The organism is Marinobacter pelagius, assembly GCF_003315345.1.
Lineage (GTDB): Bacteria > Pseudomonadota > Gammaproteobacteria > Pseudomonadales > Oleiphilaceae > Marinobacter > Marinobacter pelagius_A.
The window spans coordinates 19,368-43,206 of sequence record NZ_QNRO01000018.1 but is presented as its reverse complement, the minus strand read 5'-3'; the positions used below and the strand labels follow the sequence as shown (position 1 = coordinate 43,206).

Below are 23,839 nucleotides of genomic sequence, written 5' to 3'. Positions count from 1 at the left end.
CCCGCTGCGTTGATCGCAGCGGGCTTTCTAGTGTCAGATAAATTGACAGTTCCTTCGGGAACACTTCTTCAATCAGGTCACTCAAGGTGAAGTGAATTGCTTTTCGACTGTAAATTGACGTGTTGTAACTGGGTCGTTAAGGTGAAAAACCAGTCTTACACCCTCATCCTGAATTGGATTATCCAGAACGGCCTCTATCCTGGTTGAGCCCCCCTCACCCAATGAGGTTCCGGAAAGGTCGGCTGTATCTAGAACGTTTTGGCCATTAACGAGCTCTGCCCTTAGGAGGTTAAAGCTGCGATTGCTGGTGTTGAGGATTGCTGCCGTGAATTTGCTCCCAGTCTCTATATCAAAAGATGTTTCTTTATTGGTAAGAATTTCTGCAGTGAATGAATCAATGATGACAACCTCGGAAAAGCTGGATACCACATTCAAAGTACCTTGCGCCCTCGCAGTTGTGTCGGGGACGGCGGCAGAAACCATGTATTCACCAGCCAGTGTGGATTTGGCTTCGGTTTCAGCTTGCGGGTTGTTGCTATCGATCGTAATTTCCCCTTGCGTGAAGTTCACAGAGCCAGTTTGTTCTGAGAAAACCACAGTGTAAGAGGTCAATAAGTCATTGTTTTCATCGTTGGCAAATACCCTAGCCAGAACAGATGCGTTGGCCGCTTCATCCTCCAAAATAGCATTGGGCGTAATTTCAATTTCCATTCTACCCGGAGCATATGGTGCGGCAGCTATAGTAAGCTGCGTGCTACCTGATACCGACCCTGCAATTGCGGATATGGTTACTTCACCTGGTTTGAGCGCAGATACCTGCCCTTTGTCCACTGTCGCTATCGTCTCGTCGTTTGAAGTCCATGTCACAGTGTTTGTTATGTTCTTTGAGGTTCCATCACTGAAGGTGCCTGTTGCCCTGATTTCCGTAAGCGAGCCATCGTTGATGCTCTTGCTCGGTGGATCAGTGACGATCTTGGTCAACGGGTTGCCAATGGTTACGGAGGCAGTAGCTGAAATGCCGTCAAGTTCAGCGGTAATGCGGGTCGATCCTCCGTTTTGAGGGGTGACCGTAACTGTCTTGCCGGATCTTGTAATTGAAGCGATGGCGATATTATCCGAGCTCCAGTTAACCTGATCCGATACATCAGCTGTTGTTCCAGTCTTTGCCAAAGTGGCAATCGCCTTTACCGTGGCACTCTGGTTAAGTGCCAGTTCCAGGTTGTCAGGGGTTATGGTAAGGGAAATATCCTCCGTTGATTCCACAGTCACAGATTGACTCCCGCTCCCACCCCCACCACAGGCGCTGAGAACGAAAGCAAAGAAAAGAAGGGTTAATAGGGTCTGAAAGGTGCCGAGTATGCTCCTCATGATGCCTCTCCATGGGTCTTTGACGACTTCATCTGTTCCCTCGGGGAATTACGATCAGCGATCCAATTTCCTGGCTCTGGGGACGGTTCTTGTCAAGCTCGACGCGGTGTCGAGCGAGCCTTGGCCGGTAATTCCTGCCTGTCGTCGGCCATCGGTCGGCGATGTGCTCCGGTCACTTTAAAATTAGTCGATAAAGATAGGTATTGCACAAGTTCAGGTGAGAATCGTATCGGGGGAGGGGTAATGGTGGGCCCAGCTGGGCGAAACAGGATGAAGCGGAAGCATAGCTTTCGCCCTGCGAAGCGACAGAAATCTGTGATTTCTGGCTGGAATAGTCCGATGAGGTCCGGCGCGACTGAAAGGAGTGGTGGGCCCAGCTGGACTCGAACCAGCGACCAAGGGATTATGAGTCCCCTGCTCTAACCAACTGAGCTATAGGCCCGTGCAGAAATGCTTTCTGGAGAGATGTTTCCGGATGGGGAAACAGAGCGGGCGCCATTATACCGGTGAGGTGTGGCGCCCGCTACTGTTGTGGAGCTTATCCGTTACCCTGGTCGTCAATAAAGCCGCGCAGGTGATCGGAGCGTGACGGGTGGCGCAGTTTGCGCAGGGCCTTCGCCTCGATCTGACGGATCCGCTCGCGGGTGACGTCAAACTGTTTGCCGACTTCTTCCAGCGTGTGGTCGGTATTCATCTCGATACCGAAGCGCATGCGCAGTACCTTGGACTCCCGGGCGGTGAGGCCGGCCAGCACGGAGCGGGTGGCTTCACGCAGACCTTCTGCGGTGGCGGAGTCCACTGGGGAGAGGGCCTGGATGTCCTCGATGAAGTCGCCCAGATGGCTGTCTTCGTCGTCACCGATCGGGGTTTCCATCGAGATCGGTTCCTTGGCAATTTTCAGGACCTTGCGGATCTTGTCTTCCGGCATGTCCATGCGCTCGCCCAGCTCTTCCGGCGTCGGCTCACGGCCCATCTCCTGCAGCATCTGCCGCGAGATACGGTTGAGCTTGTTGATGGTCTCGATCATGTGCACCGGAATCCGGATGGTGCGGGCCTGGTCCGCGATAGAGCGGGTGATGGCCTGCCGGATCCACCAGGTGGCGTAAGTAGAGAACTTGTAGCCACGACGGTATTCAAACTTGTCCACTGCCTTCATCAGGCCGATGTTGCCTTCCTGGATGAGGTCCAGGAACTGCAGGCCACGATTGGTGTACTTTTTGGCGATGGAGATAACCAGACGCAGGTTGGCCTCGACCATTTCCTTCTTGGCGCGGCGAGCCTTGGCTTCACCGATGGAAACGCGGCGGTTGATTTCCTTGATGTCGGCTACGTCCAGGTCCACTTCGGTCTGGACGTTATGGATGCGCTTTTGCAGCCGAACGATTTCGTCCAGGCGCTCGCCGATGGCGGCAGCGTATGGCTTCTTGCTCTTGGCGATTTTGTCCGCCCAGTCCAGGTTGACCTCGTTGCCGGGGAAGGACTTGATGAAGTCCTTGCGCGGCATTTTGCAGTCGCGCACACAGATCTGCATGATGGCGCGCTCGTTCTCACGCACCAGATCGTTGGTGGAGCGAACAACGTTGACCAGCTCCTCGAAAGCCTTGTTGGCCAGCTTGAATGGCGCGAAAACCTGCCCGAGCTCGTTCAGGGCGTCCTGGGTTTTCTTGTCGGAACGGCCATACTTCTCCAGCGCCATGTTGGCGGCGTCCAGTTTCTCTCTCAGCAGCTCGAAACGCAGGCGGGTCTCTTCCGGATCCGGGCCGTTATCGTTGTCATCATCGCTGGAGCTGTCGTCGTCATCGGAATCGTCGGAATCCGTGTCTTCGGTGCTGGTTTCCTCCGGTGCCGCGGGCTCCTCGCCCATGAACGGCTCGGCGTCATCCGGATCCAGAAAGCCGGTAACGATGTCGCTGATGCGGCCTTCGTTCTCGATGATGCGGTCGTAGGCCTGAATGACTGTGCCGGCGGTGCCGGGGAAGTGGGCCACGGCGGCCATGACATCCCGGATACCTTCTTCGATGCGCTTGGCAATAACGATCTCGCCTTCGCGGGTCAGCAGTTCCACGGTGCCCATTTCTCGCATGTACATGCGGACGGGATCGGTGGTGCGGCCGGCGTCGGTTTCCACGGCGGCGAGTGCGGCGGCGGCTTCGGCTGCGGCGGCTTCGTCGGCGGTGGAATCACCTTCGGTCATCAACAGGGTATCGGCGTCGGGAGTTTCCTCGCACACCTGGATACCCATGTCGTTAATCATGCGGATGATGTCTTCGACCTGATCGGGGTCGGCGATGTCTTCCGGGAGGTGGTCGTTTACCTCGGCGTAAGTCAGGTAACCTTGTTCCTTGCCTCGTGCAATGAGGTCTTTCAAACGTGATTTTTGCGAATTGCCTGACATAGACACCCTGTGAACTCGCTTTTAAAAGGAAAAAAGTTAAACAGCCATTATAGCTGTCACGTGGTTGCTCTGCCACCGACTGTTTAGATTGTGGCCAATCGGTTAAGTTTCAAGTGCGGTTATTCCTGAGTACCGCCGCTGAGCTCCCGAAGCTCGTTGCGTTCCTCGGCAGAGAGGTTCGCAAAGTTCCTCAGCAGTGTAGCCAATCTCTGCTGGCGCGAGGTTTCCTCGCTCGGACTGATCAGCTCGCGGGCCGAGGCCAGCGTGCTTTCCCGTGAGGGAATGTGTTCGATGCCATCAAACAGATGGTAGAACCGGTCTCTGGCCTGTTGGTCCAGCGCCAGCGCACCTGTCAGCTTGCGGCGGTCCCGGATCCCCTTTTCCATGATCCAGGTGGCCAGCCCCATTGCCTGGGGAAACTGCCGCGATTGTCGGGCCAGTTCGCTGACCTCGGTGGCCAGTTCCGGTGCTTCCACCAGTGCCAGGCAGAGCGTGCTGTCCTTGTTGAGTTTGACGTCCACCCGCTCTTCGGTCGGCCGGTCCCGGTACTCGCCATTGCGCCATTTGCCCCGTTGCTGCGGCTGACGGTTCTGCCACTGGTTTCGGCCTCCGCACAGGCGCAGCATTTCATGCCACATGGCATCCCGGAGGGTGCTGCGGGGCATTTTGTTCAGTAGCGGTTCAACCCGTGCTCGCAATTCTCCGCGATGCTCCGGCAACTGCAGGTCCAGCCCCTCGCCCTGCCGGTCAAACAGATAGCGGGACAAGGGCGTGGCGCTCTCGATCCGTTTCTGGAACGCTTCGGTACCTTCCTTGCGAATCAGCGTATCCGGGTCCTCGCCCTCCGGCAGCATCAGGAACTGCAGATGCAGCCCGTCCGCCATCAGTTCCAGGGCATTCTCCATGGCCCGGTCCGCGGCCCGGAAGCCCGCGTTGTCACCGTCAAAGCAGAACACCACATGCCGCACCTGTTTCAGCAGTGCCTGCAGGCTGTCCTGGTTGGTGGCGGTGCCAAGGGTGGCAACGGCGTAATCGATGCCGTACTGGGCCAGGGCGATGACATCCATGTAGCCCTCCACCACCAGGAGCTTGTCCAGCTGGCGGATGGCCTGGCGAGCCTCGAACAGCCCGTAGATCTCCCGGCTCTTGTGGAAAACATCCGACTCCGGCGAGTTGATGTACTTGGCCTTGTCATCCCCCAGGGTCCGCCCGCCAAACGCCACGGTCCGGCCCCGGGTGTTGCGGATCGGGAACATCACCCGGTTGCGGAACAGGTCTCTCGGGCGCCCGTAACGGTCCGAAACCGTGCCGGTCTCGATCAAGGGGCCTTTCAGGTCCTGGGCTGCCGCGTCGTAAAGTGCCGTCCCGGTACCGGGGGCGTAGCCCAGCTGGTAGCGTTCGATGATCACGTCATCCAGCCCGCGCTGCTTGAGGTAGTCCAGGGCATAGTTGCCGGCGGGGCTACGCAGGGCATTACGGTAGAACTGGTTGGCGAAGTCGAGCGCGTCAGTCAGGGTCCGGGCCTGCTGCATTTCCTGCCGCGCCGCCCGGTCGTAAGGCACTTCCAGTCCGGCCCGCTTGGCGAGCTCTTCCACCGCCTCGGTAAAGCCCAGGCCTTCGAATTCCCGTACAAAACTGATGGCGTCGCCATGGGCGCCACAGCCGAAGCAGTGATAGAAACCCTTGTCCGGTCTCACGTTGAAGGATGGTGTTTTTTCATCGTGGAAGGGACAGCAGGCCTTGTAGTTGGCGCCGGCTTTCTTGAGGGTGATCCGGGACCCGATCAGTTCCGCAAGGTCAATGCGGTCCAGCAGGTCTTCAACGAAGCGTTGAGGGATCAGTCCACTCATGGAGACTCCAGGTCTGCCGGCTCGTCAGTGCCGGTACTTCAGATGTTGGCCATAGCCAAAAATGCCGCCGAAGCCAGGCCTCGGCGGCATTTTGAATCGCTCTGTGCAGCCTGTTGCTGACAGGCAATCAGTGCTTTGCAGTCAAGCGGCGTCTGGCTGTAGCTTAGTACAGACGCTCGAACTTGCGCTGTTCCCGCTGAAGCTTCTTGAGATGACGCTTAACGGCAGCGGCTGCTTTGCGCTTGCGAACAGCGGTCGGCTTCTCGTAGTGCTCACGACGACGCACTTCAGACAGTACACCGGCCTTTTCGCAGGAACGCTTGAAGCGACGCAGTGCTACGTCAAACGGTTCATTCTCTTTCACTTTAACAGCTGGCATTCGAAAATCACCTACCTGATAGATTCGGTTTTGATTTGCTCCGCACGGCCATGCCTGTGCGGCTCGATACCTGGTCAGATTGGCTAAAACTCGACCAGTGCATAATTTAGGGCGGCAATGATAGCCCCTGGACGATGCCAAGGTCAATGTTTGTTCGATGAAACTGCCTGCCGGTTTCGGGTTTCTGCTAAAATGCGCTCCGTTCTCATTCACGGCAACCTGATGCGGCCTGACTCTATGCTCATTCTCGGTATTGAAACCTCCTGTGACGAAACCGGCGTGGCCCTGTTCGACACCGACAAGGGCCTGCTGGCCCATGCCCTGTTCAGCCAGATCGACATGCATGCGGACTACGGCGGTGTCGTCCCGGAACTGGCGTCCCGGGACCATGTCCGCAAGCTGCTGCCCCTGTGTGACCAGGTGATCGCGGACGCCGGTTGCACCCGCAAGGATATCGACGGCATTGCCTATACTGCCGGACCCGGACTGGTAGGTGCGCTGATGGTGGGTGGCTCGGTGGCCCATGCTCTGGGCTTTGCCCTGGGTGTGCCGGTACTGGGTGTCCATCACATGGAGGGGCACCTGCTGGCACCGATGCTGGAGGATAACCCGCCGGCGTTCCCGTTCGTGGCGTTGCTGGTCTCCGGTGGCCATACCCAGCTGGTCCGGGTCGATGGAATCGGTGAGTATGAGATGCTTGGTGAATCGGTGGATGATGCCGCCGGCGAGGCCTTTGACAAGACCGCCAAGATGCTGGGCCTGGATTACCCGGGTGGTCCCCGTGTCGCCGCCCTGGCCGAGAAGGGGATACCTGACCGTTATCGCTTCCCCCGTCCGATGACCGATCGGCCGGGCCTGGACTTCAGTTTCAGCGGGCTCAAGACCTATACCCTCAATACGGTGAACGCCGCCATTGATGCCGGGGAATTTTCAGAGCAGGTCAAAGCCGACATCGCCCTGGCGTTCGAGGCGGCGGTGGTGGATACCCTGACCATCAAATGCCGCCGGGCGCTGGAGCAGACCGGTTGTAGGCGCCTGGTGATCGCCGGTGGTGTCAGTGCCAACAAGCGCCTGCGGGCCGGCCTCGAGAAAATGGCCCGGAAACTCAAGGCCCACGTGTTCTACGCCCGTCCGGAGTTCTGTACCGATAATGGCGCCATGATTGCCTATGCCGGGGCCCAGCGAATGCTGGCGGGTCAACAGGATGGCGAGCGTATCGTGGCCGTTCCCAGGTGGCCTATGAATACCTTGCCACCCATCAACGAAGCCCGCCGCACCGGGCTGGTGGACTGAAAAGGCGATCAGAAACCGGCTTCCCGGCCCTGGGCGAGCCGGATGAGGTTGTTGCGGTGCCGCACCACGATCAGGATAGTCAGTAGTCCGAACAGCGGCAGGGTTTCCGGCTCGATCAGGGCGCTGATCAGCGGTCCGAAGGCAATGGCAACCAGGGAGGCCAGGGCAGAGATGCGCCAACGCCACATCACACCGGCCCAGATGGCTGCCATGATCAGGGTTGTGACCGGCGCCAGTGCCAGACCCGCCCCCAGCGCGGTGGCCACCCCTTTGCCACCCTTGAACCGGTAGAACAGTGGAATCATGTGGCCGGTGACCGCGCACAGGGCAACCATCGCTTGAACCATCACCGAGAGCCCGCCAACGTGGGCGATCCACACCGGCAGCCAACCCTTGAAGGCATCAAGAGCGAGGGTGACCAGCGCCGGCGCCCAGCCGCCGTTACGATAGACGTTGGTGGCGCCGGGATTGCCTGATCCAAGGGCCCTCGGGTCGGGCAGTTTCCACAGCCGGCACACCGGTAGCGCGAACAGTACCGAGCCGAACAGGTAGGCAAGGGTGCAAAGTGCAACGGTGGCGACGGCGGGGCTGGTCAGATCCATGGTGTCAGTCCGGAGGCGGAGACGAATCGGTGCAATCTGTGCGAAAATGCCGGCCCGTTTGTTTCTGGCCAGCCTGATCACAGTATCCGGTGGTTGTGTGCATTTCAATCAGCAAAGAGTGTAAGACTCCGGGAGATCCCCTTGGCAGACAGTGTCCTGATCGAAGGTCTGGCGGTGGAAACCGTCATCGGCGTTTATGACTGGGAGCGGGATGTCACCCAGCAGATCCTGGTCGATCTCGACATGGCCTGGGATAACCGTGCGCCGGGCCAGTCCGACGATGTTGCCGATGCCCTGGATTACGCCGCGGTCAGTGAGCGGGTGACCCGCTGCCTGCAGGAGCTGAAGCCGCAGTTGCTGGAACGGGCGGCTGAAGTGCTGGCGGATCTTCTTATGAAGGAATTCGGGGTGGGGCAGCTGACGCTGACCCTGCGCAAGCCCGGCGCGGTACCCGCGGCTCGGTCAGTGGGTGTGCGAATCGAACGGGGAAGCAAATGATGACGGCAAGAGTCCGGGTCTACATCAGTATCGGCACCAACATCGACCGGGAGCGTTATGTAACCGCGGCCCTGGACGCCCTGGCGGACTGGTTTGGTGACCTGCAGATTTCCCCGGTCTACGAAAGCGAATCGGTCGGTTTTGACGGCTCGCCCTTCTTTAACCTGGTGGTCGGGGTGGATACTGACCTCAGCGTTGGTGAGCTGTCCCGGCGCTTCAAGCAGCTGGAGGCCGAGAACGGCCGCCGGCGCGATGTGCCGAAGTTCAGTGCCCGGACCCTGGACCTGGATATCCTCACCTACGGCGACCGCACTGGTACCATTGATGGCGTTGAACTGCCCCGTGGCGAGATTCTGAAGAATGCCTTCGTGCTGCGCCCGCTGGCGGATATCGCCCCGGATGCGGTGCACCCGGTCTGTGGCGAGCGTTACCAGGAGCTGTGGCAGTCGTACAACACCGGCCAGAAGCTTTGGCCGGTGGACTTCACATGGCAGGGCCGGAAAATCTCAGAGGCCGTTGGCTGAGCGGAATTTCCGGATCAGCTGGTCGGTGGAGCTGTCACCGGCGGTGCTGATGGCGTCCTGGCTCAGCAGTTTGGGCAGAATGCCCTTGCCCAGCTGCTTGCCCAGCTCCACACCCCACTGGTCGAACGAATCCACATCCCAGATCACGCCCTGAACAAAGGTCCGGTGCTCATAGAGGGCAATCAGGGCCCCCACCGTTTCCGGCGCTACCTTCTCCATGATCAGTGTATTGCTCGGCTTGTTGCCGGGAATCACCTTGTGGGGCGCGAGGGCCTCAACGGCTTTCTCATCCAGGCCTTCTCCCGCCAGTTCTGTCCGGGCTTCGTCCAGGGTCTTGCCGGCCATCATCGCCCGGGACTGGCTGAGGCAATTGGCAAACAGGTCCGCGTGATGGGTCGCCACCGGATTGTGGGTCTTCAGGGGAATGATGAAGTCCGCAGGGATCAGCCGGGTACCCTGGTGGATCAGCTGGTGATAGGCATGCTGGCCGTTGGAGCCGACACCACCCCACAGCACCGGGCCGGTCTGGTAATCCACGGGTTGCCCGGCCTCGGTCACGCTCTTGCCATTGCTCTCCATGTCCAGCTGCTGGAGGTGGTCCGGCAGGCTGCGCAGATAATGATCGTAGGGCAGTATGGCGTGCGTTTCGGCATCCCAAAAATTGTTGTACCAGACACTGATCAGACCCATGACCACCGGAAGGTTGCGCTCCAGCGGTGCTTCCCGAAAATGGCGGTCCATGGCGTGGGCGCCGGCCAGCAGGGCCCGGAAGTTGTTCATGCCGATGGTGAGGGCCACGGGCAGGCCGATAGCTGACCAGAGGGAATAGCGGCCACCGACCCAGTCCCACATGGGGAAAACATTGTCGGCATCAATCCCGAAGTCCTCGGCGGCCGGAACGTTGGCGGTTACCGCCATGAAGTGCCGGGCGATGGAGACTTCATCGCCGCCGTTGTTCAGGAACCACTGCCGCGCCACCTTGCTGTTCTCCAGGGTTTCCTGGGTGCGGAAAGACTTGGACTGGATCAGGAACAGGGTGGTTTCCGGATTCACCTGGCGGAGTGTTTCGCAGATATCAGTGCCGTCGATGTTGGCCACGTAGTGGCACCGTATGCTGCCCTGCCAGAAGGGCTGAAGCGATTCGCCTACCAGCTTGGGGCCGAGGTAGGAGCCGCCGATCCCGATACTGACCACATCCGTGAAGGCCTTGCCACTGAAGCCGGTTCTGGATGCATCCAGAACACCATCAACAAAGGCTTCCATGCGGTCCAGGGTCTGTTGAACTTCGGCGACTACGTCCACGCCATCGACCAGGATGGATTCGTTCCCCGGGTGGCGCAGGGCGGTATGCAGGGCCGGCCGGTTTTCCGTGATGTTCACCGTGGCGCCGCTGAGAAGCTTATCGCGTCGCTCTTCCAGGCGGCAGCTGCGGGCCAGGGCCATCAGTTCGGTCAGAGTCTCGTCCGTGAGCAGGTTCTTGGAGAAGTCCAGGGCCAGGCCGGCACCTTCGATGAAATACCGGCTGGCCCTGTCCGGATCCTTCGCGAAGAGTTCCCGCATGGTGATGCTTCGCAGCTTGTCCCGCCGCTCGTTCAGTGCCTGCCATTCGGGTTTCGAGGTCAGTACTGCCGGGTGTTCGGGCATCAGGGGATCCTTTTCCTTGTGTGAGAGTCAGCGGGTCACCGACAGGTTGTCGATCAACCGGGTGGTGCCCAGGAAGGCGGCCACCAGGATGGTCAATTCATGGTCGTCCGGCGAGGCCGGCTTGAGCGTCAGGCTGTTCACGATGTTGAAATAATCCGGACGCAGGCCGGCAGCGCTCAGTGACTGCTCAGCTTCGCTTTCCAGCGCGTTGAAGTCAGTACGACCATTGGCGAGCTTTTCCACGGTGGCCTCCAGCGTCCGGAACACAATCGGTGCGATCTTGCGTTCCTCCTCAGAGAGATAGCCGTTGCGGGAGCTTTTGGCCAGGCCGTCGTCTTCCCGGACGGTGGGGGCGCCGATAATCTCCACGGGCATGAACAGGTCACGGGTCATCTTGCGGATCACGGCGAGTTGCTGGAAATCCTTCTCGCCAAAGACCGCCAGGTCCGGTTGCACCATGTTGAATAGCATGGTGACCACGGTGGCAACGCCCTCGAAGTGCCCGGGACGGCTTGCGCCACAGTGGCCGTCACTGACTTCTGGCACGATCACCTTGGTCTGCTGGGCCAGGCCCTCGGGGTAGATTTCTTCCACCGGCGGTGCGAACACCAGGGTGTTGCCGGCGGCTTCGAGCTTCTCCTGATCGTCGGCGAGGGTGCGCGGATACTTGTCCAGGTCCTCGTTGGCTCCGAACTGCATCGGGTTGACGAAGATGGTGGTGACCACCACATCCGCGGACTCAGCCGCTTTGCGCACCAGGGATATATGGCCCTCATGCAGGTTCCCCATGGTGGGGACCAGCCCGATGGTCTTGTCCTGGCGGCGGTAGCCGCGCAGGATGGTGCGAAGTTCCTTGAGCGAATGGATGGTTCTCATGCCTTGAACGTATGCTCCTCGGACGGGAAAGTACGGTCGCGGACCTGCTGAACGTAGGCGGCAAGCGCCTCCTGAACGGAGTCGGTCTCCGCCAGGAAGTTCTTCACAAACCGCGGCTTGCGGCCGGGCGTCAGCCCCAGCATGTCGTGCACCACCAGCACCTGACCGTCGGTGTCAGAACCGGCGCCAATGCCGATCACCGGTGCCTTGACGGCCTGGGTGATGCGGGCGGCCAGCGGCGCGGGTACGCATTCGAGCAGAATGATGTCGGCTCCGGCTTCCTCGAGTTCACAGGCGTGCTCGATCATCATCTCCGCCGCTTTCTCATCCCGGCCCTGGACCTTGTAGCCACCGAACTTGTTGACGAACTGCGGAGTCAGGCCCAGGTGGGCGCACACGGGCACGCCCCGTTCGCTCAGGGCGCTGATGGTATCCTTCATCCAGTCCGTGCCTTCCAGCTTGACCATGTGCGCACCGGCACGCATCAGCTCGGCGGCGTTCTCAAGGGCCGCCTCCACCGTGCCGTAGGACATGAACGGCATGTCGGCCATGATCAGCGAGCCGCGGTTGCCTTTGGCCACGCAGCTGGTGTGGTACACCATCTGATCCATGGTAACCGGCAGAGTGCTGTCATTGCCCTGGAGCACCATGCCCAGGGAGTCGCCGATCAGGATCACATCAACGCCGGCTTCGCTGACGATCTGGGCAAAGGTAGCGTCGTAGGAGGTCAGGGCAGAGAAAGCCTCGCCGTTCTGCTTGTATTCCCGCAGGGTATTGATGGTAACAGCCATAGAATCCTAGCCTTTTGGGTGGATGGGCGTGGACTGCGCCGTGGTTGCGGCATTCAGGTGCTAAGGGTAATCCGGGGGTATGCCTGAGGCAATAGTATCACGCGGTGGCCGGAGTCGGGGTGCCCGGGTTTCAGTCCGGGGAGAAGGGTTCGCGCGGGATTGGCGGCAGCTTGCGCAAGCCGTTGTCCGGGCAGCTTTGCCTGAGCGCAGCTACTGTGCGTCCGTCCGGCAGAGTCAGGTCGGGATTGAGATCCAGCAGCGGCTGGAGGGCAAAATCCCGGTTGGCCAGCTCGCGGTGGGGCACCACGAGGCGTTCGTCGTCCAGGGTTTCCTGTCCAAAAAGCAGGATATCCAGATCCAGGGTGCGCGGTCCCCAATGGCGCAGACGCTCCCGGCCGTGTGCCTGCTCGATGGCTTGCAGGTGATCCAGCAGGGCATGGGGCGCCAGGTCCGTTCTGAGCCATACCGCACCATTGACGAAATCAGGCTGATCCTGGGGGCCGACTGGTCGACTGGCATAGAAAGGGGACTGGGCGACCAGTGTGGTTTGTGGCAGTGCCGCGAGTTCGGCAACCGCCCGGGCCAGCTGGGCAGCGGGATTCTCGAGATTGCTGCCCAGTCCGACGAATACATCCGTGGTCATTGCGCGGCCTGGCGTTTCACCGGCTTACGACGACGGCGCTTTTTCGGGCCGTCGCTGCCCAGTTGGGACAGCATGCGTTCCTGACCGCGCTCATCCGCCTGCTGGAACTCGGTCCACCACTGCCCCAGCCCCGGTTCGATCTCGCCGGCCGATTCCCGTACCAGCAGGAAGTCGTAGGCGGCGCGGAACCGCGGGTGGGCCATGGTGCCGAAGGCCCGTTTGCCCTGGCGGCGTGGCAGGCGCATCTGCAGTTCCCATATCTCCTTCATGGGGCCGGAGAAGCGTTTGGGTATGGAGGTGGCCTGTACCTGGCGGCCGATGACCTTGCCGATAGCGCCGTGGAGCGCCGGCTGTACCGGGTCGCCGTTATCCTGGCGGCGACGCCACTCGGCCTGAAGGGCGGGCCAGAGCATTGCGGCAAACATGAAATAGGGAGTGACGGATTTGCCCTGGGCGATCCGCGCGTCTGTATTACGCAGGGCCTGGCGGATCAGGTCGTCCGGCTCGCCGGCCTCGATGGCCTTCACCGTTTCCGGGAACAGGGGTGCCAGCAGGTTGTACTCATTGAGCAGGTCGTAGGTTTTCTCGCCATGGCCGGCAGAGAACAGTTTCAACACTTCGTCAAATAGCCGGGCTGGCGGGATATGGCTGAGCAGCGGAGCCAGTTCGCGGATCGGCGCCTCGGTCTCCGGTTCGATCTCGAAGTCCAGCTTGGCGGCAAAGCGGATGGCCCGGAGCATGCGCACGGGGTCTTCCCGGTACCGGGTTTCCGGATCGCCGATCAGGCGGATCTGCCGGTTGCGGAGGTCCTCGATGCCATTGGCAAAATCGATCACGGTGAAGTCACGGATACAGTAATAAAGAGCGTTAACCGTAAAATCCCGGCGCAGCGCGTCTTCTTCCTGACTGCCGTAGACGTTATCCCGCAGCAGCAGGCCGTGCTCGCTGGTCCTGCGATCATCGTCGGTGCTGTCATCGTCGGCGTCGCTGGCATTGCCGCGGAAGGTGGTGACTTCAATGATCTCCCGGCCGAACACCACGTGGACAATGCGGAAGCGGCGACCGATCAGGCGCGAGTTGCGGAACAGGTCGTGGACTTCTTCCGGAGTGGCGTTGGTGGCAATGTCGAAATCCTTCGGTTTGCCGCCAAGCAGGATGTCGCGAACGCCGCCGCCCACCAGGTAGGCTTCGTAACCGGATTTGTTCAGGCGATGCAGGACTTTCTTGGCCGGCTCGCTGATCACGGAACGCGAAACATTGTGCTGGTCCCGGGGGATCTCCCGTCGCTGATAGGTGCGAGGCTTTTTCCGTCCGCCGGGGATGAAGGATTTTATTCTGTCGACAAGTCGTTTAGGCATTGAAATCCGTATTTGCGGTGAGCAAAAACCGAGAGTTTAACGGTTTGGGCAGGATTTGCACACGCCAGATAATCAAAAGGCGGATCCGTTTTCACGAATCCGCCCTGAAAGCGTTGACGATCTGCATTGTTTTTATTGTTGCCGGGATTTTTCTTCGTTTTTGTACCCCACTGTGTGCCTCCAAGTACGGAGGATCTCAGCAGTGCAAACGGAAAGCTTTGAATACACAGAGCGGTCAGGGACATCGGGCGAGTCTGTCAGCAGATGCAGTGTCGTCTGGAAGGCGATTCTTCTCTACATCTACAACTCACACGTGCCGTGGGACCACTAAAAAGCAAAGTACCCAAAACACTCAGTTCGCTCACGTTCTGTTTTTGTTTTTGTTACCGAACGTCTTCCTGCAGCTTTTTGTATTTGTTTTGACGCTGCGTGTGCCACTTCTTGTTTTTGTTGTTGTGCGCTTAATAGATTGCAGAGTGCGTGCCAGTTTTTGAAAATTGTTGATTAACAGTACCTTACGGTTTTGGAAGAAATAAGTGTTACCCCGTACTCCCGATAAGTGTTACTGAGATCACAGTTGTTCCGAAGGGAGTGTTACCGTGGGGAACATGGGGTAACAACTGAGTATGGGTTCATCCTTTGGCCCGGGCCGACATGAAAAAAGGGGCCAGTGGCCCCTTCGATCAATTGCTGGTTTTCTTGCGTGGGATGCCCAGACGCTGCCGTCGCTCCCAAAGTGACTTCCGACTGATACCCAGCTTCTGCGCCAGCTCCGTCTCGCTCATCCGATCCTGGTTCTCGAGGACAAAGTGCTGGAAGTAGTCTTCCAGAGACAGATCATTGGCGGAGTCCGCATCCCGGGTAGGGGTCTGTTCATTGTTGCCTTCTACCAGTGTTTCCGGAATGTGCTCGTCACCGCCTTCACTATCCAGGTCGAGCAGGGACGGTGTAATCACATCCCCGTCACACAGGATGGTGGCCCGTTCTATGGCGTTCTCCAGTTCCCGGACGTTACCCGGCCAACGGTGCCGCTCCAGGACCCGCATGGCCTCGGGGCTCAGGTTGAGATTCGGCTTGCCCATCTTCTCGCCCTGGCGCTTGAGGAACTTCCGGGCCAGGCCAAGAATATCGCTCTGTCGCTCGCGCAGGGGCGGGATGCGGATCTGCATCACGTTCAGTCGGTAATAAAGGTCTTCCCGGAACTCGCCGGTACGGGTCATCGCTTTGAGATTCCGGTGCGTGGCCGCGATCATTCGCACATTGACCTTGCGGCTCTGGGTGGAACCGACCTTGCGGATCTCGTTTTCCTGCAGCACCCGCAGCAGCCGGGCCTGGGCCTCGGCCGGCAGCTCGCCGATCTCGTCCAGGAACAGGCTGCCGCCGTCGGCGGCTTCAATCAGGCCGGTACGGGCAGACACCGCGCCGGTGAACGCACCTTTTTCGTGGCCGAACAGCTCGGATTCGATCAGGCTCTCGGGAATGGCGGCGCAGTTGACCGAGATCAGTGGTTTCGATGCCCGGGGGCTCAGCAGGTGCAGGGCTCGGGCGGCCAGCTCCTTACCGGTTCCCGATTCCCCCTGGATCAACACCGTGGTTTCCGTCGGTGCCACCTTGCGGATCAGGGTGAACACCTTCTGCATGGCCTCGCACTGACCAAACATGATGTTGGCCGGATCGCTTTCCCGTGGCTTGTCGCCAGAGCCCGTATCGCTTCCGGAGTCGGTATCGCCTGATCCCTGGCGGGACAGGATGTTCTCGACCGCAGCCAGCATTTCATCGTGGTCAAACGGCTTGGCGATGTATTCGACGGCACCCATTTTCATGGAGTCCACCGCCGAGCGCAGGCTGGCATAGCTGGTCATGATCAGTACCGGCGTGTTGGGGGCACGGTTGATCAGTTCGGTGCCGGCCGCACCCGGCAGGCGCAGGTCGGAGATTATCAGGTCAAACTGATCCGGTTCATGGTTCTGTTCGGCTTCCTCCACCGACCTGGCGTCGGCCACTTCATAGCCGGCGTGCAGCAGCAGTTTGCGCACTGCGGAACGAATGATGTCTTCATCTTCTACGATCAGAATGCGGGGCATAGCTGTTTCAGGACCTTTCGTTCTGGCTGGCAGAGGTATCGTCGGTTTCGGGCCGGTACGCCGGGAGCCTCAGGCGTACACAGGTACCGGTGCCGGATTCGGTGTTCGCCGGGCTCTCGACCTGGATGTTGCCGTAGTGTTCCTCGACGATGCTGTAAACCAGGGACAAGCCAAGACCTGTACCCTTGTTGGGGGCCTTGGTGGTGTAAAAGGGCTCGAAAATGTGGTCGAGCTGGTCTTCCGGGATACCTGAGCCTTCATCGATGACCTCGATAATAGCGGAGTAGCTGTCGCTGTTTCCACTGACCCTGATGGTACCACCCTCGGGCGAGGCATCCCTGGCATTGGCCAACAGGTTGACGAACACCTGTACCAGGCGCTGTTCATCCCCGAGCACCAGTAGATCTTCGGGCACCTCATTGAGGTACCGGATGCCCATGCCTTTGTCACTGAGCGACAGCAGGTTAACGGACTCCTCCACGCAGCGGTGGATGGAGACCGGTTCATAACGGTTGGCGTGGGCATGGTTGCCGGTTCGGGCAAAATTCATCAGCGATTGCAGGATGGCAGAAATACGCCTGGTCTGCTGCTGGATCTGGTCGGCAGTGTCCAGGATGTCCGGGTTGTCGGTCTCCAGCTTCAGGTTCTGGGCCAGTGAGGAGATGCCGGTGACCGGGTTGCCAATCTCGTGGGCGACCCCGGCGGCCAGCCGGCCCACCGAGGCCAGCCGTTCACTGTGCATCAGTTCGTCCTCAAGCAGCCGGGTTTCGGTCTGGTCTTCCACCAGGATGATGCTGCCGCCCTCGGTGTGGTCAGGGCCGCTCAGTGCCGCCTTGTGCAGGTTCAGCCAGTGCGGCTTGCCGCGCAGGTCGAGCCGGTGCTTGTACCGGTGCAATTCCTCACCGCGGTTGAAGTCCTCCAGCAACAGGTGCCAGTGTTCCGGCAGGGCCATCAGCCGGGCGCCCACCACATCGTCGGCGGTGATGCCGGTCAGCTCTTCCATGGCATGGTTCCACATCAGGATTTCGCCGTCCTCACCGACGGAGCAGGCGGGAATGGGAAGATTCTGCAGGGTCTGACGGTAATGCCTGCGCAGGTTGTCCAGCTCGCCCGCCAGACCGGTCAGCCGGTTCTGGTAGTCCCCGAGTGCCCGTTCCACATAGCGGATGTCCTGGCCGGTGTTGCCGCGGGCGAGCGGCTTGAAGCCCAGGTGCCTGTGCACCATGTCCCGGGCTACCGAAGGACCGAGCAGGCCGGAGAGGTTGATCTCCACCTGGTCGCGCAAGCGTCGGAGCTGGTAGGGGCGGTACTCGATATTGGGCAGTTTCAGCTGGGCCAGGGCCCGTTCCACTTCCCGTCTGGCTACGCCATAGCCGAGCGGGTCGGCGAGCTGGCGGATAAACTCGGTGGAGGAGCTGGCCAGCAGTTCTCGCCGCTGGGGCCGGGACAGCGCGCCCATGGAGCAGGCCTGGGCGGCACTGGTTTCCTCCGCCGAGCTGGCGCTGAGGATGGAGAACAGGCCGAAGACGGTCACATTCGCGGTGATGCTGATGAACGTGAAGATGTGCCAGTTGCTGTAATCCGGAACCAGCGGCACGTTGAACCAGGCCAGCGGGTTGATGGTGTGGGAGAAGGGCAGAACCAGGGTCGCCAGCCAGATCACGAGCCCGGTAACCAGGCCGGCAATCAGGCCGCGCCGGTTACCCTCCGGCCAGTAGATGACGCCCAGCGCGCCGGGTAGCAGCTGGAGCATTCCGGACAGCGAAATGGCGCCCAGGATAGCCAGGTCCAGCTCTTGGCCCACGGTTTCATGGAACAGCAGGGCAAAGAAGATGATCACCGCTATCAGCAGCCGCTTGACCCACTGCAGCCACCGGTAGATGTCCGCCTGGTCCCGGGGGGTCTTGACCGGAAGCACTACGTGGTTGAGTACCATGCCCGCCAGCGCCAGGGTACTGACAATCATCAGGCCGCTGGCGGCGGACAGGCCGGCAATATACATGAGCAGCGACAGCAGCGGGCTGTCCAGAGCCTGGGCGACACCAAGGACGTAGAAATTGGGGTCGGTGCCCACATCGAGAGCCTGACCACCCCATAGAATCACGGGAACCGGCAGGGCCAGAAGCAGGAGATAAAGCGGCAGGCCCCAGCTGGCCTTGGCCAGGGATTTGGGCGATGGATTTTCGCTGAACGTCATGTGGTACATGTGAGGCAATACCAGGGCGCCGGCGAAAGACATCAGCATCAGGGCCCGCCAGCTGCCGTCGTCGATGGCCAGGGTCATGGTTCCGGTGGCGGCCTTGTTCATGGCGAGCCATAGGTCCAGCCCTTCCATGCCGTCAAAGACCTCAAACAGGACGACTCCGCCAATCGTCAGTAGCGCGCCCACTTTCACCAGGGAGTCGAAGGCGATTGCCAGCACCAGCCCCTGGTGGTTTTCCGAGTTCTGGTTGCGGCGGGCGCCGAACAGGATGGCGAACAGCAACACGATCAGACAGAACAGCAGGCTCATGGCCTTGGGCGAGGTGTCCGGGGCCAGGATGCTGGCGGAGACTGCCACCGCCTGGATCTGCATGCTCAGCAGCGCCAGGATGGCTGCACCGGAACACAGGGTTACCAGGGTGCCGGCCCACTGGCTCCGGTAGCGGTAGGCAAAGAGGTCGGCCAGGGAGGTGAGCTGGTAAGCTCGCGCGATGCGCATGATCGGGTTGAGCAGTACCGGCGCCAGCAGGAAGGCACCACTGATGCCCAGGTAATAGGCCAGAAAACCGTAACCGGTTTCGGCAGCCATGCCGATGGCGGCATAGACCGCCCAGATACCGGCATAGACGCCAAGGCTCAGGGTGTAGACCAGGGGATGGCGTACCCACTGTTTGGGCAGCATGCCCTGTTCGGTAATCCAGGCCACACCGAAAAGCAGGAGCAGGTAAACCAGGCTGGCCAGTACCAGTCCCGAGGCACTAAAACTCATTGGGATCCCGTCGCCATTCAAGCCAGAACCCGATGGCGATCAGTCCCGCCCAGATGACATAGGGGCTGTACCAGACATTACCCGGCGCAGTCCACCAATCCAGGATGTTGGGAGAGAAAATGTATATGGCCAGAACCAGCAGGAAGACCAGACGGTAGATGTACATCAGGCTCAAGGTCCGCACTGAAGTGTAAGAAGGGCTTTATACCACGCCAGTTAGCGGGCTGTCAGGTCGATTGCCTGCCGGCGCCAGTGCTGGCAGGCCCAGGCCAGGATCTCATCCGGGCCTGATGCCTGCAGTGACGCCGGTGGCTCCTGGCCAAGGGCGTCCAGTGCGCGGAACAGGTTTTCGGCGGCCCGTTCATCATCAAGGGCGGGCGCGTGGGTCTGCTTGCTGAGCTTCTGTCCCTGTTCATTGAGGATCACCGGTATGTGCAGCCATCCGGGGGGCTCGGCACCCAGTGCCCGGTAGATCTGTTGTTGCTGCGCGGTCATGTCGAGCAGGTCTGAGCCCCGGACCACGTCGGTAATCCCCTGATCGATATCATCCACCACCACGGCCAGTTGGTAGGCGTAGAAGCCTTCCTTGCGCAGGATAACCGGGTCGTCGAGTTCTGCCTGAACTACCTGGTGTTGCGGGCCAAGCAGCTCATCCTGCCAATGGCATTGCTCCTCGTGCAGGGCAAACCGGACCGCGAAAGGACGGTCGCCCGGCTGGAGCCTGGCTTCCCGGCAGTGATGGGGGTGCCGGCCGCCATTGGCCCGGAGTTCCTTGCGGGAGCAGGGGCAGCGATAGGCATGTCCGCTGGCCAGCAGCCGGTCGATGGCGTCGTGGTAGGCGTCATGGCGCCGGGACTGGAACCGGACTGGCTCGTCCGGAAACAGGCCGTGGGCTTCCAGGCTTCGGAGAATCTGGCCGGTGGCCTCCGGAGGTTCCCGGAGCGGGTCCAGGTCTTCAATGCGAATCAGCCACTGGCCGCGGTGGACCCGGGCTTCAACATAGCTGGCGACAGCGGTAACGAGGGAGCCGAAATGCAGTGGGCCCGTTGGGGAGGGCGCGAAACGGCCCCGGTAGCGTGGGTTGGCCATGGGAAAGTCAGTCTGCCGGTCGCCTTGCGGTTACCGGCAGACAGCTATTGTCGGGATCAGATGCCTGTCTGGCGCTCACGGATCTCGGCGAGCGTCTTGCAGTCGATGCACAGAGTGGCAGTCGGGCGAGCCTCAAGGCGGCGGATACCGATCTCGACACCACACTGATCGCAGAATCCGTAGTCGTCCTTGTCGATCCGGTCGATGGTCTGGTCGATCTTCTTGATCAGCTTGCGCTCACGATCACGGGTACGCAGTTCCAGGCTGAACTCTTCTTCCTGGGTTGCGCGATCACTGGGATCCGCGTAATTTGCTGCGTCTTCCTGCATGTGGTGCATGGTGCGGTCCACTTCTTCCATCAGCTCCTGTTTCCATTGCAGGAGCAGATCTTTGAAGTGCTGCAACATCTCGGCACTCATGTACTCTTCACCCTTCTTCATTTCATAGGGGGTGAAGTTGGTAAAACGTTCGCGTGACTGTTCTGCAGTATTTGCCATTGAACCCGGCCTCTTGTTTGTACTTCACAAGAACGCTTTGCTTCCCATCGTGCCAGCCCGGAGGCTGTGCGATTGTACCCTGGATGAAGCATTCGTCCTGAATCGGGAATTTGCGGAAAATAGCAGATTAGTTACGGGGGTGCCAGCCTTGTGACACTGACTTTTGCGGAGATGACATGAAGTTTTCTGAACCTTTGGTCGAAGGCCGGCTTATTCGTCGCTACAAGCGCTTCCTTGCGGACGTGCGGCTGCCCGATGGTACCGAAGTGACGGCCCATTGCCCCAATACCGGTTCCATGCGCGGCTGCCAGCCGGAAAACGCCAGGGTCTGGCTCAGCGAGAGCAACAATCCCAAGCGCAAGCTGAAGTATACCTGGGAGCTGGTGGAGACCCGGCCCGGAGTCCTGGCCTGCGTGAACACCGCCCGGCCCAATGCCCAGGCCCGGCACGGGATTGACGCCGGCGTGGTGGTTGAGCTGGCCGGGTATGCCGAATGTCGCTCGGAAGTGAAATATGGCGGGGAGAAAAGCCGTATCGATCTGCTCCTGTCCGGCCATGACAGCCGGCCCGATGCCTGGGTGGAAGTGAAGAACGTGACCCTGGACGAGGACGGGGCCGGGTATTTCCCTGATGCCGTCACCACCCGTGGCCAGAAGCATTTGCGGGAGCTGATGGGGCAGGTAGCGCAGGGCGAGCGCGGGGTCCTGTTTTTCGTGGTCAACCACACCGGCATCGACGAAGTCCGGCCTGCCGACCACATTGATCCGACCTATGGCCGGCTGCTCCGGGAGGCCGTTGCCGCCGGCGTCGAGGTGGTCGCCTATCGGGCCGCGCTGGTGAATGGCGAGGGTGAACCTTCGGGCAGCCTGGCACTCACCGAGGCCGTTCCGGTCAATCTGGGAGCCTGATCTGCCACTGGCCGTCCTTTTCCCGAAGCTCCAGGGCGGTCAGGGCATCACCCTGGCATGGACCGGCAATGCACTCGCCGGTGCCGGTCTTGAACAGGGCGCCATGGGTGGAACACTGGAGGAAGAGGTTGTCCGAATCCATGAACCGGCCCGGCATCCAGTTAAGCTCGATGCCAATGTGCGGGCACTGGTTAAGATAGGCTCTGGGTTCGCCGTCATCGAGAAACAGGAAGCCAGTCAGGGGCATTCCCTCCGGTTCCCGGGCCTTGACGGTCAACCGGAACTCGATGAACAGGCCCGGCTGCAGGTCTGAGGTGGAACAGACCGATTGCCAGGGATTGCTGCCTCCAGACATGGAACCCTCGCTGCCTTCTCAGTGGCCCTGCAGACCGAAATGCTGGCGGATGCGGTCCGCCACCGCTTCGGCTACGTGTTCCTGATCGGTGTGCAGGTGAATAGTGTGGGCCTTCTCCATCGCGGTGAGTGGCTCGAACCAGCTTTGCTGGGCATCCAGCAGTTCCTCGGTGGCCTCGGACGCATCCCCGGAACGGCTCCGGATCCACTGCCGGCGCAGGTTCTCGGGTGCCTCGCAGTGCAGCAGGGCAAAGGGCACGGCCTGGTCTTCGGCTACAGCGGCAAACAGGTCCCGCTCACTCTGCTTCAGGGAGGCGGCATCAACCACCACCGGAATGCCGGCGGCCAGAAGTTGGCCTGACAGGTCCGCCAGGCGCTGGTAGGTCCGGGTGGTGGCCTCCTGCGTGTAGAGGCCTTCACCGGTGTCGGACTTGCTGTCCTCCAGAGGCCCCAGGCCATGCAGGCGTTTGCGCTCGACGTCGGAGCGCAGCCGGATCAGTCCCAGTTCCCCGGCCATGGCCGCGCTGACACAGCTCTTGCCGCTGGCAGACAGGCCGGTGGTGGCTAACAGGTACCGGTTCGGAATGGTGCTGTAATCTTCCGCCAGTTGTGCGTAGCTACGGTAGCGCTGCATCAGTTCAGCCTTTTCTTTCTCACCCAAATCCGGATTGCCCAGCGTGAACAGGGCAATCTTGGCCCTGACCATGGCGCGATAGGCCTTGTACAGGGGCAGCAGTGGCAGGGCTTCGAAGTCGCCCCGATATTCCAGGTAGGTGTTCAGGACCCGGTTGGCGAGGGCCGCTTCATCGCGGGATTCCAGGTCCATCAGCAGGAACGCCAGGTCATTGATGACGTCGATCCAACGGAACGGCTCGTTGAACTCGATGCAGTCGAAAACGGTGACTTCGCCTTCGTACACTGTGATATTGGCCAGGTGAAGGTCGCCATGGCACTCGCGGACAAAGCCGTTGTCATGGCGCCGGGCGATCAGCTCCCTGTGGCGTTCAAAGGTGGCCTCGGTCCAGGCTTCGAGGTTGTCCAGCTGCGTCAGCAGGGTTTTGTCGTCGATCAGCGGGCGGATCTGGTCAAAATTCTCCTGCATGGCGGCATAAACCGCTTCCGGAGTGCCCAAAGGCTTGTCATACGCCACCGGTGGCAGCTGTTCGTGGAATTCGGCTGCCTGTCGGGCCACGCTGGTGAGCAGCTCCGGTGTCAGCTGGCCACGTTCCTGCAGGCGATCAAAGAGCTGGTCCTGGTCGAACTGGCGCATCCGGATGGCATACTCGAAGGGTTCTCCGTCTCCGCCGATAACCGGCTGTTCCGGGGTGCCGGTGACAGGAAGTACTTCCAGATAGAGTTTGCTGGCCAGGCGACGGTTGAGCCGGAGTTCTTCCTCGCAGAAGTGCTTGCGCCGTTCCAGGGTGGAAAAATCGAGGAATCCGAAGTCCATGGGCTTCTTGATTTTGTAGGCGTAATCGCCAGTGAGGATAACCTGGGAAATGTGAGTTTCGATCACCTGGAAATCCCGGACAGGGTGGTCATACAGCGCCGGATTCTGTAGTGCCTGAATCAGCGTATTGCCGGACGTCTCGTTCACGGTGTTCTCCTCGCATTCCCTGAACTCATTGATTTTTGAAGCCCTATCATAACGGGCAGATTACAGAAATAACACACAGCGGGCCTGCCTTACCGGGGTGTCCCTTCGCTATAATCGC

General features: G+C 60.2%; 22 protein-coding genes and 1 tRNA gene. 4 read left to right on the top strand and 19 right to left on the bottom strand.

Going from position 1 to position 23,839, the window contains the following annotated elements:
* Positions 1-81 precede the first annotated feature (81 nt).
* The 5 genes from DET50_RS14545 to rpsU all read right to left on the bottom strand — a co-directional run bounded on the left by DET50_RS14545 (position 82) and on the right by rpsU (position 5,992).
* Complete coding sequence (locus DET50_RS14545) at positions 82-1,269, bottom strand: Ig-like domain-containing protein (RefSeq protein ID WP_220150154.1); 1,188 nt, start codon at positions 1,267-1,269, stop codon at positions 82-84.
* 464 nt (positions 1,270-1,733) lie between these two features.
* Positions 1,734-1,810: transfer RNA gene (locus DET50_RS14540), tRNA-Ile, on the bottom strand.
* Between the two features lie 96 nt (positions 1,811-1,906).
* On the bottom strand, positions 1,907-3,763 hold the full coding sequence (gene rpoD, locus DET50_RS14535; protein WP_113863548.1) for an RNA polymerase sigma factor RpoD: 1,857 nt from the start codon (positions 3,761-3,763) through the stop codon (positions 1,907-1,909).
* A gap of 119 nt (positions 3,764-3,882) precedes the next feature.
* Positions 3,883-5,613 carry a DNA primase gene (gene dnaG / locus DET50_RS14530; RefSeq protein WP_113863547.1) on the bottom strand — a complete coding sequence of 577 codons (1,731 nt, stop codon included), beginning with the start codon at positions 5,611-5,613 and terminating at the stop codon, positions 3,883-3,885.
* Positions 5,614-5,776: 163 nt separating this feature from the next.
* Positions 5,777-5,992, bottom strand: a complete 216-nt coding sequence (gene rpsU, locus DET50_RS14525; RefSeq protein ID WP_007153483.1) for a 30S ribosomal protein S21 — start codon at positions 5,990-5,992, stop codon at positions 5,777-5,779.
* 237 nt (positions 5,993-6,229) lie between these two features.
* Between rpsU and tsaD the strand changes: the two genes are divergently transcribed.
* Positions 6,230-7,285, top strand: coding sequence for a tRNA (adenosine(37)-N6)-threonylcarbamoyltransferase complex transferase subunit TsaD (gene tsaD / locus DET50_RS14520; protein ID WP_113863568.1), 1,056 nt, complete (start codon positions 6,230-6,232; stop codon positions 7,283-7,285).
* An 8-nt stretch (positions 7,286-7,293) separates the two neighbouring features.
* Here tsaD and plsY read toward each other — a convergent pair whose 3' ends face one another.
* Positions 7,294-7,887, bottom strand: coding sequence for a glycerol-3-phosphate 1-O-acyltransferase PlsY (gene plsY, locus DET50_RS14515; RefSeq protein WP_113863567.1), 594 nt, complete (start codon positions 7,885-7,887; stop codon positions 7,294-7,296).
* 141 nt (positions 7,888-8,028) lie between these two features.
* Between plsY and folB the strand changes: the two genes are divergently transcribed.
* Positions 8,029-8,385, top strand: coding sequence for a dihydroneopterin aldolase (gene folB, locus DET50_RS14510; RefSeq protein WP_113863546.1), 357 nt, complete (start codon positions 8,029-8,031; stop codon positions 8,383-8,385).
* Positions 8,385-8,909, top strand: a complete 525-nt coding sequence (gene folK / locus DET50_RS14505; protein WP_113863566.1) for a 2-amino-4-hydroxy-6-hydroxymethyldihydropteridine diphosphokinase — start codon at positions 8,385-8,387, stop codon at positions 8,907-8,909. Before folB ends, folK (DET50_RS14505) begins: the two co-directional genes overlap by 1 nt.
* Here the strand turns inward: folK (DET50_RS14505) and pgi are convergent.
* From pgi to dksA, 11 genes are all read right to left on the bottom strand, one after another.
* Positions 8,892-10,553, bottom strand: coding sequence for a glucose-6-phosphate isomerase (gene pgi, locus DET50_RS14500; RefSeq protein WP_113863545.1), 1,662 nt, complete (start codon positions 10,551-10,553; stop codon positions 8,892-8,894). The genes folK (DET50_RS14505) and pgi overlap by 18 nt on opposite strands.
* Before the next feature lie 27 nt (positions 10,554-10,580).
* Complete coding sequence (gene panC, locus DET50_RS14495) at positions 10,581-11,429, bottom strand: pantoate--beta-alanine ligase (RefSeq protein ID WP_113863544.1); 849 nt, start codon at positions 11,427-11,429, stop codon at positions 10,581-10,583.
* Positions 11,426-12,220, bottom strand: a complete 795-nt coding sequence (gene panB, locus DET50_RS14490) for a 3-methyl-2-oxobutanoate hydroxymethyltransferase (RefSeq protein WP_091997305.1) — start codon at positions 12,218-12,220, stop codon at positions 11,426-11,428. The genes panC and panB overlap by 4 nt, the downstream gene beginning before the upstream one ends.
* A gap of 130 nt (positions 12,221-12,350) precedes the next feature.
* Entirely contained in the window at positions 12,351-12,863 is a 513-nt protein-coding gene (gene folK / locus DET50_RS14485; protein WP_113863543.1) for a 2-amino-4-hydroxy-6-hydroxymethyldihydropteridine diphosphokinase, read from the bottom strand.
* The gene (pcnB, locus tag DET50_RS14480; RefSeq protein ID WP_113863542.1) at positions 12,860-14,221 is read right to left on the bottom strand and encodes a polynucleotide adenylyltransferase PcnB; all 1,362 of its coding nucleotides are present in this window, start codon (positions 14,219-14,221) and stop codon (positions 12,860-12,862) included. Before pcnB ends, folK (DET50_RS14485) begins: the two co-directional genes overlap by 4 nt.
* Positions 14,194-14,466, bottom strand: coding sequence for a hypothetical protein (locus DET50_RS14475; protein WP_258546136.1), 273 nt, complete (start codon positions 14,464-14,466; stop codon positions 14,194-14,196). Before DET50_RS14475 ends, pcnB begins: the two co-directional genes overlap by 28 nt.
* A gap of 438 nt (positions 14,467-14,904) precedes the next feature.
* Complete coding sequence (locus DET50_RS14470) at positions 14,905-16,305, bottom strand: sigma-54-dependent transcriptional regulator (RefSeq protein ID WP_113863541.1); 1,401 nt, start codon at positions 16,303-16,305, stop codon at positions 14,905-14,907.
* A 7-nt stretch (positions 16,306-16,312) separates the two neighbouring features.
* On the bottom strand, positions 16,313-19,276 hold the full coding sequence (locus tag DET50_RS14465; protein WP_113863540.1) for a sensor histidine kinase: 2,964 nt from the start codon (positions 19,274-19,276) through the stop codon (positions 16,313-16,315).
* Positions 19,266-19,442 carry a hypothetical protein gene (locus DET50_RS19455; RefSeq protein ID WP_008940627.1) on the bottom strand — a complete coding sequence of 59 codons (177 nt, stop codon included), beginning with the start codon at positions 19,440-19,442 and terminating at the stop codon, positions 19,266-19,268. The genes DET50_RS14465 and DET50_RS19455 overlap by 11 nt, the downstream gene beginning before the upstream one ends.
* 50 nt (positions 19,443-19,492) lie before the next feature.
* On the bottom strand, positions 19,493-20,365 hold the full coding sequence (gene gluQRS, locus DET50_RS14460) for a tRNA glutamyl-Q(34) synthetase GluQRS (protein ID WP_113863539.1): 873 nt from the start codon (positions 20,363-20,365) through the stop codon (positions 19,493-19,495).
* 56 nt (positions 20,366-20,421) lie between these two features.
* A complete protein-coding gene (dksA, locus tag DET50_RS14455; protein WP_091997293.1) occupies positions 20,422-20,862 on the bottom strand; it encodes an RNA polymerase-binding protein DksA in 441 nt (146 codons plus the stop codon).
* Positions 20,863-21,038: 176 nt separating this feature from the next.
* On the opposite strand from dksA, the gene sfsA reads away from it, so the two are divergent.
* On the top strand, positions 21,039-21,770 hold the full coding sequence (gene sfsA / locus DET50_RS14450) for a DNA/RNA nuclease SfsA (protein ID WP_113863538.1): 732 nt from the start codon (positions 21,039-21,041) through the stop codon (positions 21,768-21,770).
* Here sfsA and DET50_RS14445 read toward each other — a convergent pair.
* The gene (locus DET50_RS14445; protein ID WP_113863537.1) at positions 21,754-22,125 is read right to left on the bottom strand and encodes a Rieske (2Fe-2S) protein; all 372 of its coding nucleotides are present in this window, start codon (positions 22,123-22,125) and stop codon (positions 21,754-21,756) included. The two genes, sfsA and DET50_RS14445, sit on opposite strands and share 17 nt — an antisense overlap.
* An 18-nt stretch (positions 22,126-22,143) precedes the next feature.
* A complete protein-coding gene (locus DET50_RS14440) occupies positions 22,144-23,721 on the bottom strand; it encodes a bifunctional aminoglycoside phosphotransferase/ATP-binding protein (protein WP_113863536.1) in 1,578 nt (525 codons plus the stop codon).
* Between the last annotated feature and the right edge of the window lie 118 nt (positions 23,722-23,839).

Bases quoted from the DNA above. Each gene is read 5' to 3' on its own strand.
- rpoD (WP_113863548.1), bottom strand. From the start codon at position 3,763: ATGTCAGGCAATTCGCAAAAATCACGTTTGAAAGACCTCATTGCACGA.
- dnaG (WP_113863547.1), bottom strand. From the start codon at position 5,613: ATGAGTGGACTGATCCCTCAACGCTTCGTTGAAGACCTGCTGGACCGC.
- rpsU (WP_007153483.1), bottom strand. From the start codon at position 5,992: ATGCCAGCTGTTAAAGTGAAAGAGAATGAACCGTTTGACGTAGCACTG.
- tsaD (WP_113863568.1), top strand. From the start codon at position 6,230: ATGCTCATTCTCGGTATTGAAACCTCCTGTGACGAAACCGGCGTGGCC.
- plsY (WP_113863567.1), bottom strand. From the start codon at position 7,887: ATGGATCTGACCAGCCCCGCCGTCGCCACCGTTGCACTTTGCACCCTT.
- folK (WP_113863566.1), top strand. From the start codon at position 8,385: ATGACGGCAAGAGTCCGGGTCTACATCAGTATCGGCACCAACATCGAC.
- pgi (WP_113863545.1), bottom strand. From the start codon at position 10,553: ATGCCCGAACACCCGGCAGTACTGACCTCGAAACCCGAATGGCAGGCA.
- panC (WP_113863544.1), bottom strand. From the start codon at position 11,429: ATGAGAACCATCCATTCGCTCAAGGAACTTCGCACCATCCTGCGCGGC.
- panB (WP_091997305.1), bottom strand. From the start codon at position 12,220: ATGGCTGTTACCATCAATACCCTGCGGGAATACAAGCAGAACGGCGAG.
- folK (WP_113863543.1), bottom strand. From the start codon at position 12,863: ATGACCACGGATGTATTCGTCGGACTGGGCAGCAATCTCGAGAATCCC.
- pcnB (WP_113863542.1), bottom strand. From the start codon at position 14,221: ATGCCTAAACGACTTGTCGACAGAATAAAATCCTTCATCCCCGGCGGA.
- DET50_RS14475 (WP_258546136.1), bottom strand. From the start codon at position 14,466: ATGTCCCTGACCGCTCTGTGTATTCAAAGCTTTCCGTTTGCACTGCTG.
- DET50_RS14470 (WP_113863541.1), bottom strand. From the start codon at position 16,305: ATGCCCCGCATTCTGATCGTAGAAGATGAAGACATCATTCGTTCCGCA.
- DET50_RS14465 (WP_113863540.1), bottom strand. From the start codon at position 19,276: ATGAGTTTTAGTGCCTCGGGACTGGTACTGGCCAGCCTGGTTTACCTG.
- DET50_RS19455 (WP_008940627.1), bottom strand. From the start codon at position 19,442: ATGTACATCTACCGTCTGGTCTTCCTGCTGGTTCTGGCCATATACATT.
- gluQRS (WP_113863539.1), bottom strand. From the start codon at position 20,365: ATGGCCAACCCACGCTACCGGGGCCGTTTCGCGCCCTCCCCAACGGGC.
- dksA (WP_091997293.1), bottom strand. From the start codon at position 20,862: ATGGCAAATACTGCAGAACAGTCACGCGAACGTTTTACCAACTTCACC.
- sfsA (WP_113863538.1), top strand. From the start codon at position 21,039: ATGAAGTTTTCTGAACCTTTGGTCGAAGGCCGGCTTATTCGTCGCTAC.
- DET50_RS14445 (WP_113863537.1), bottom strand. From the start codon at position 22,125: ATGTCTGGAGGCAGCAATCCCTGGCAATCGGTCTGTTCCACCTCAGAC.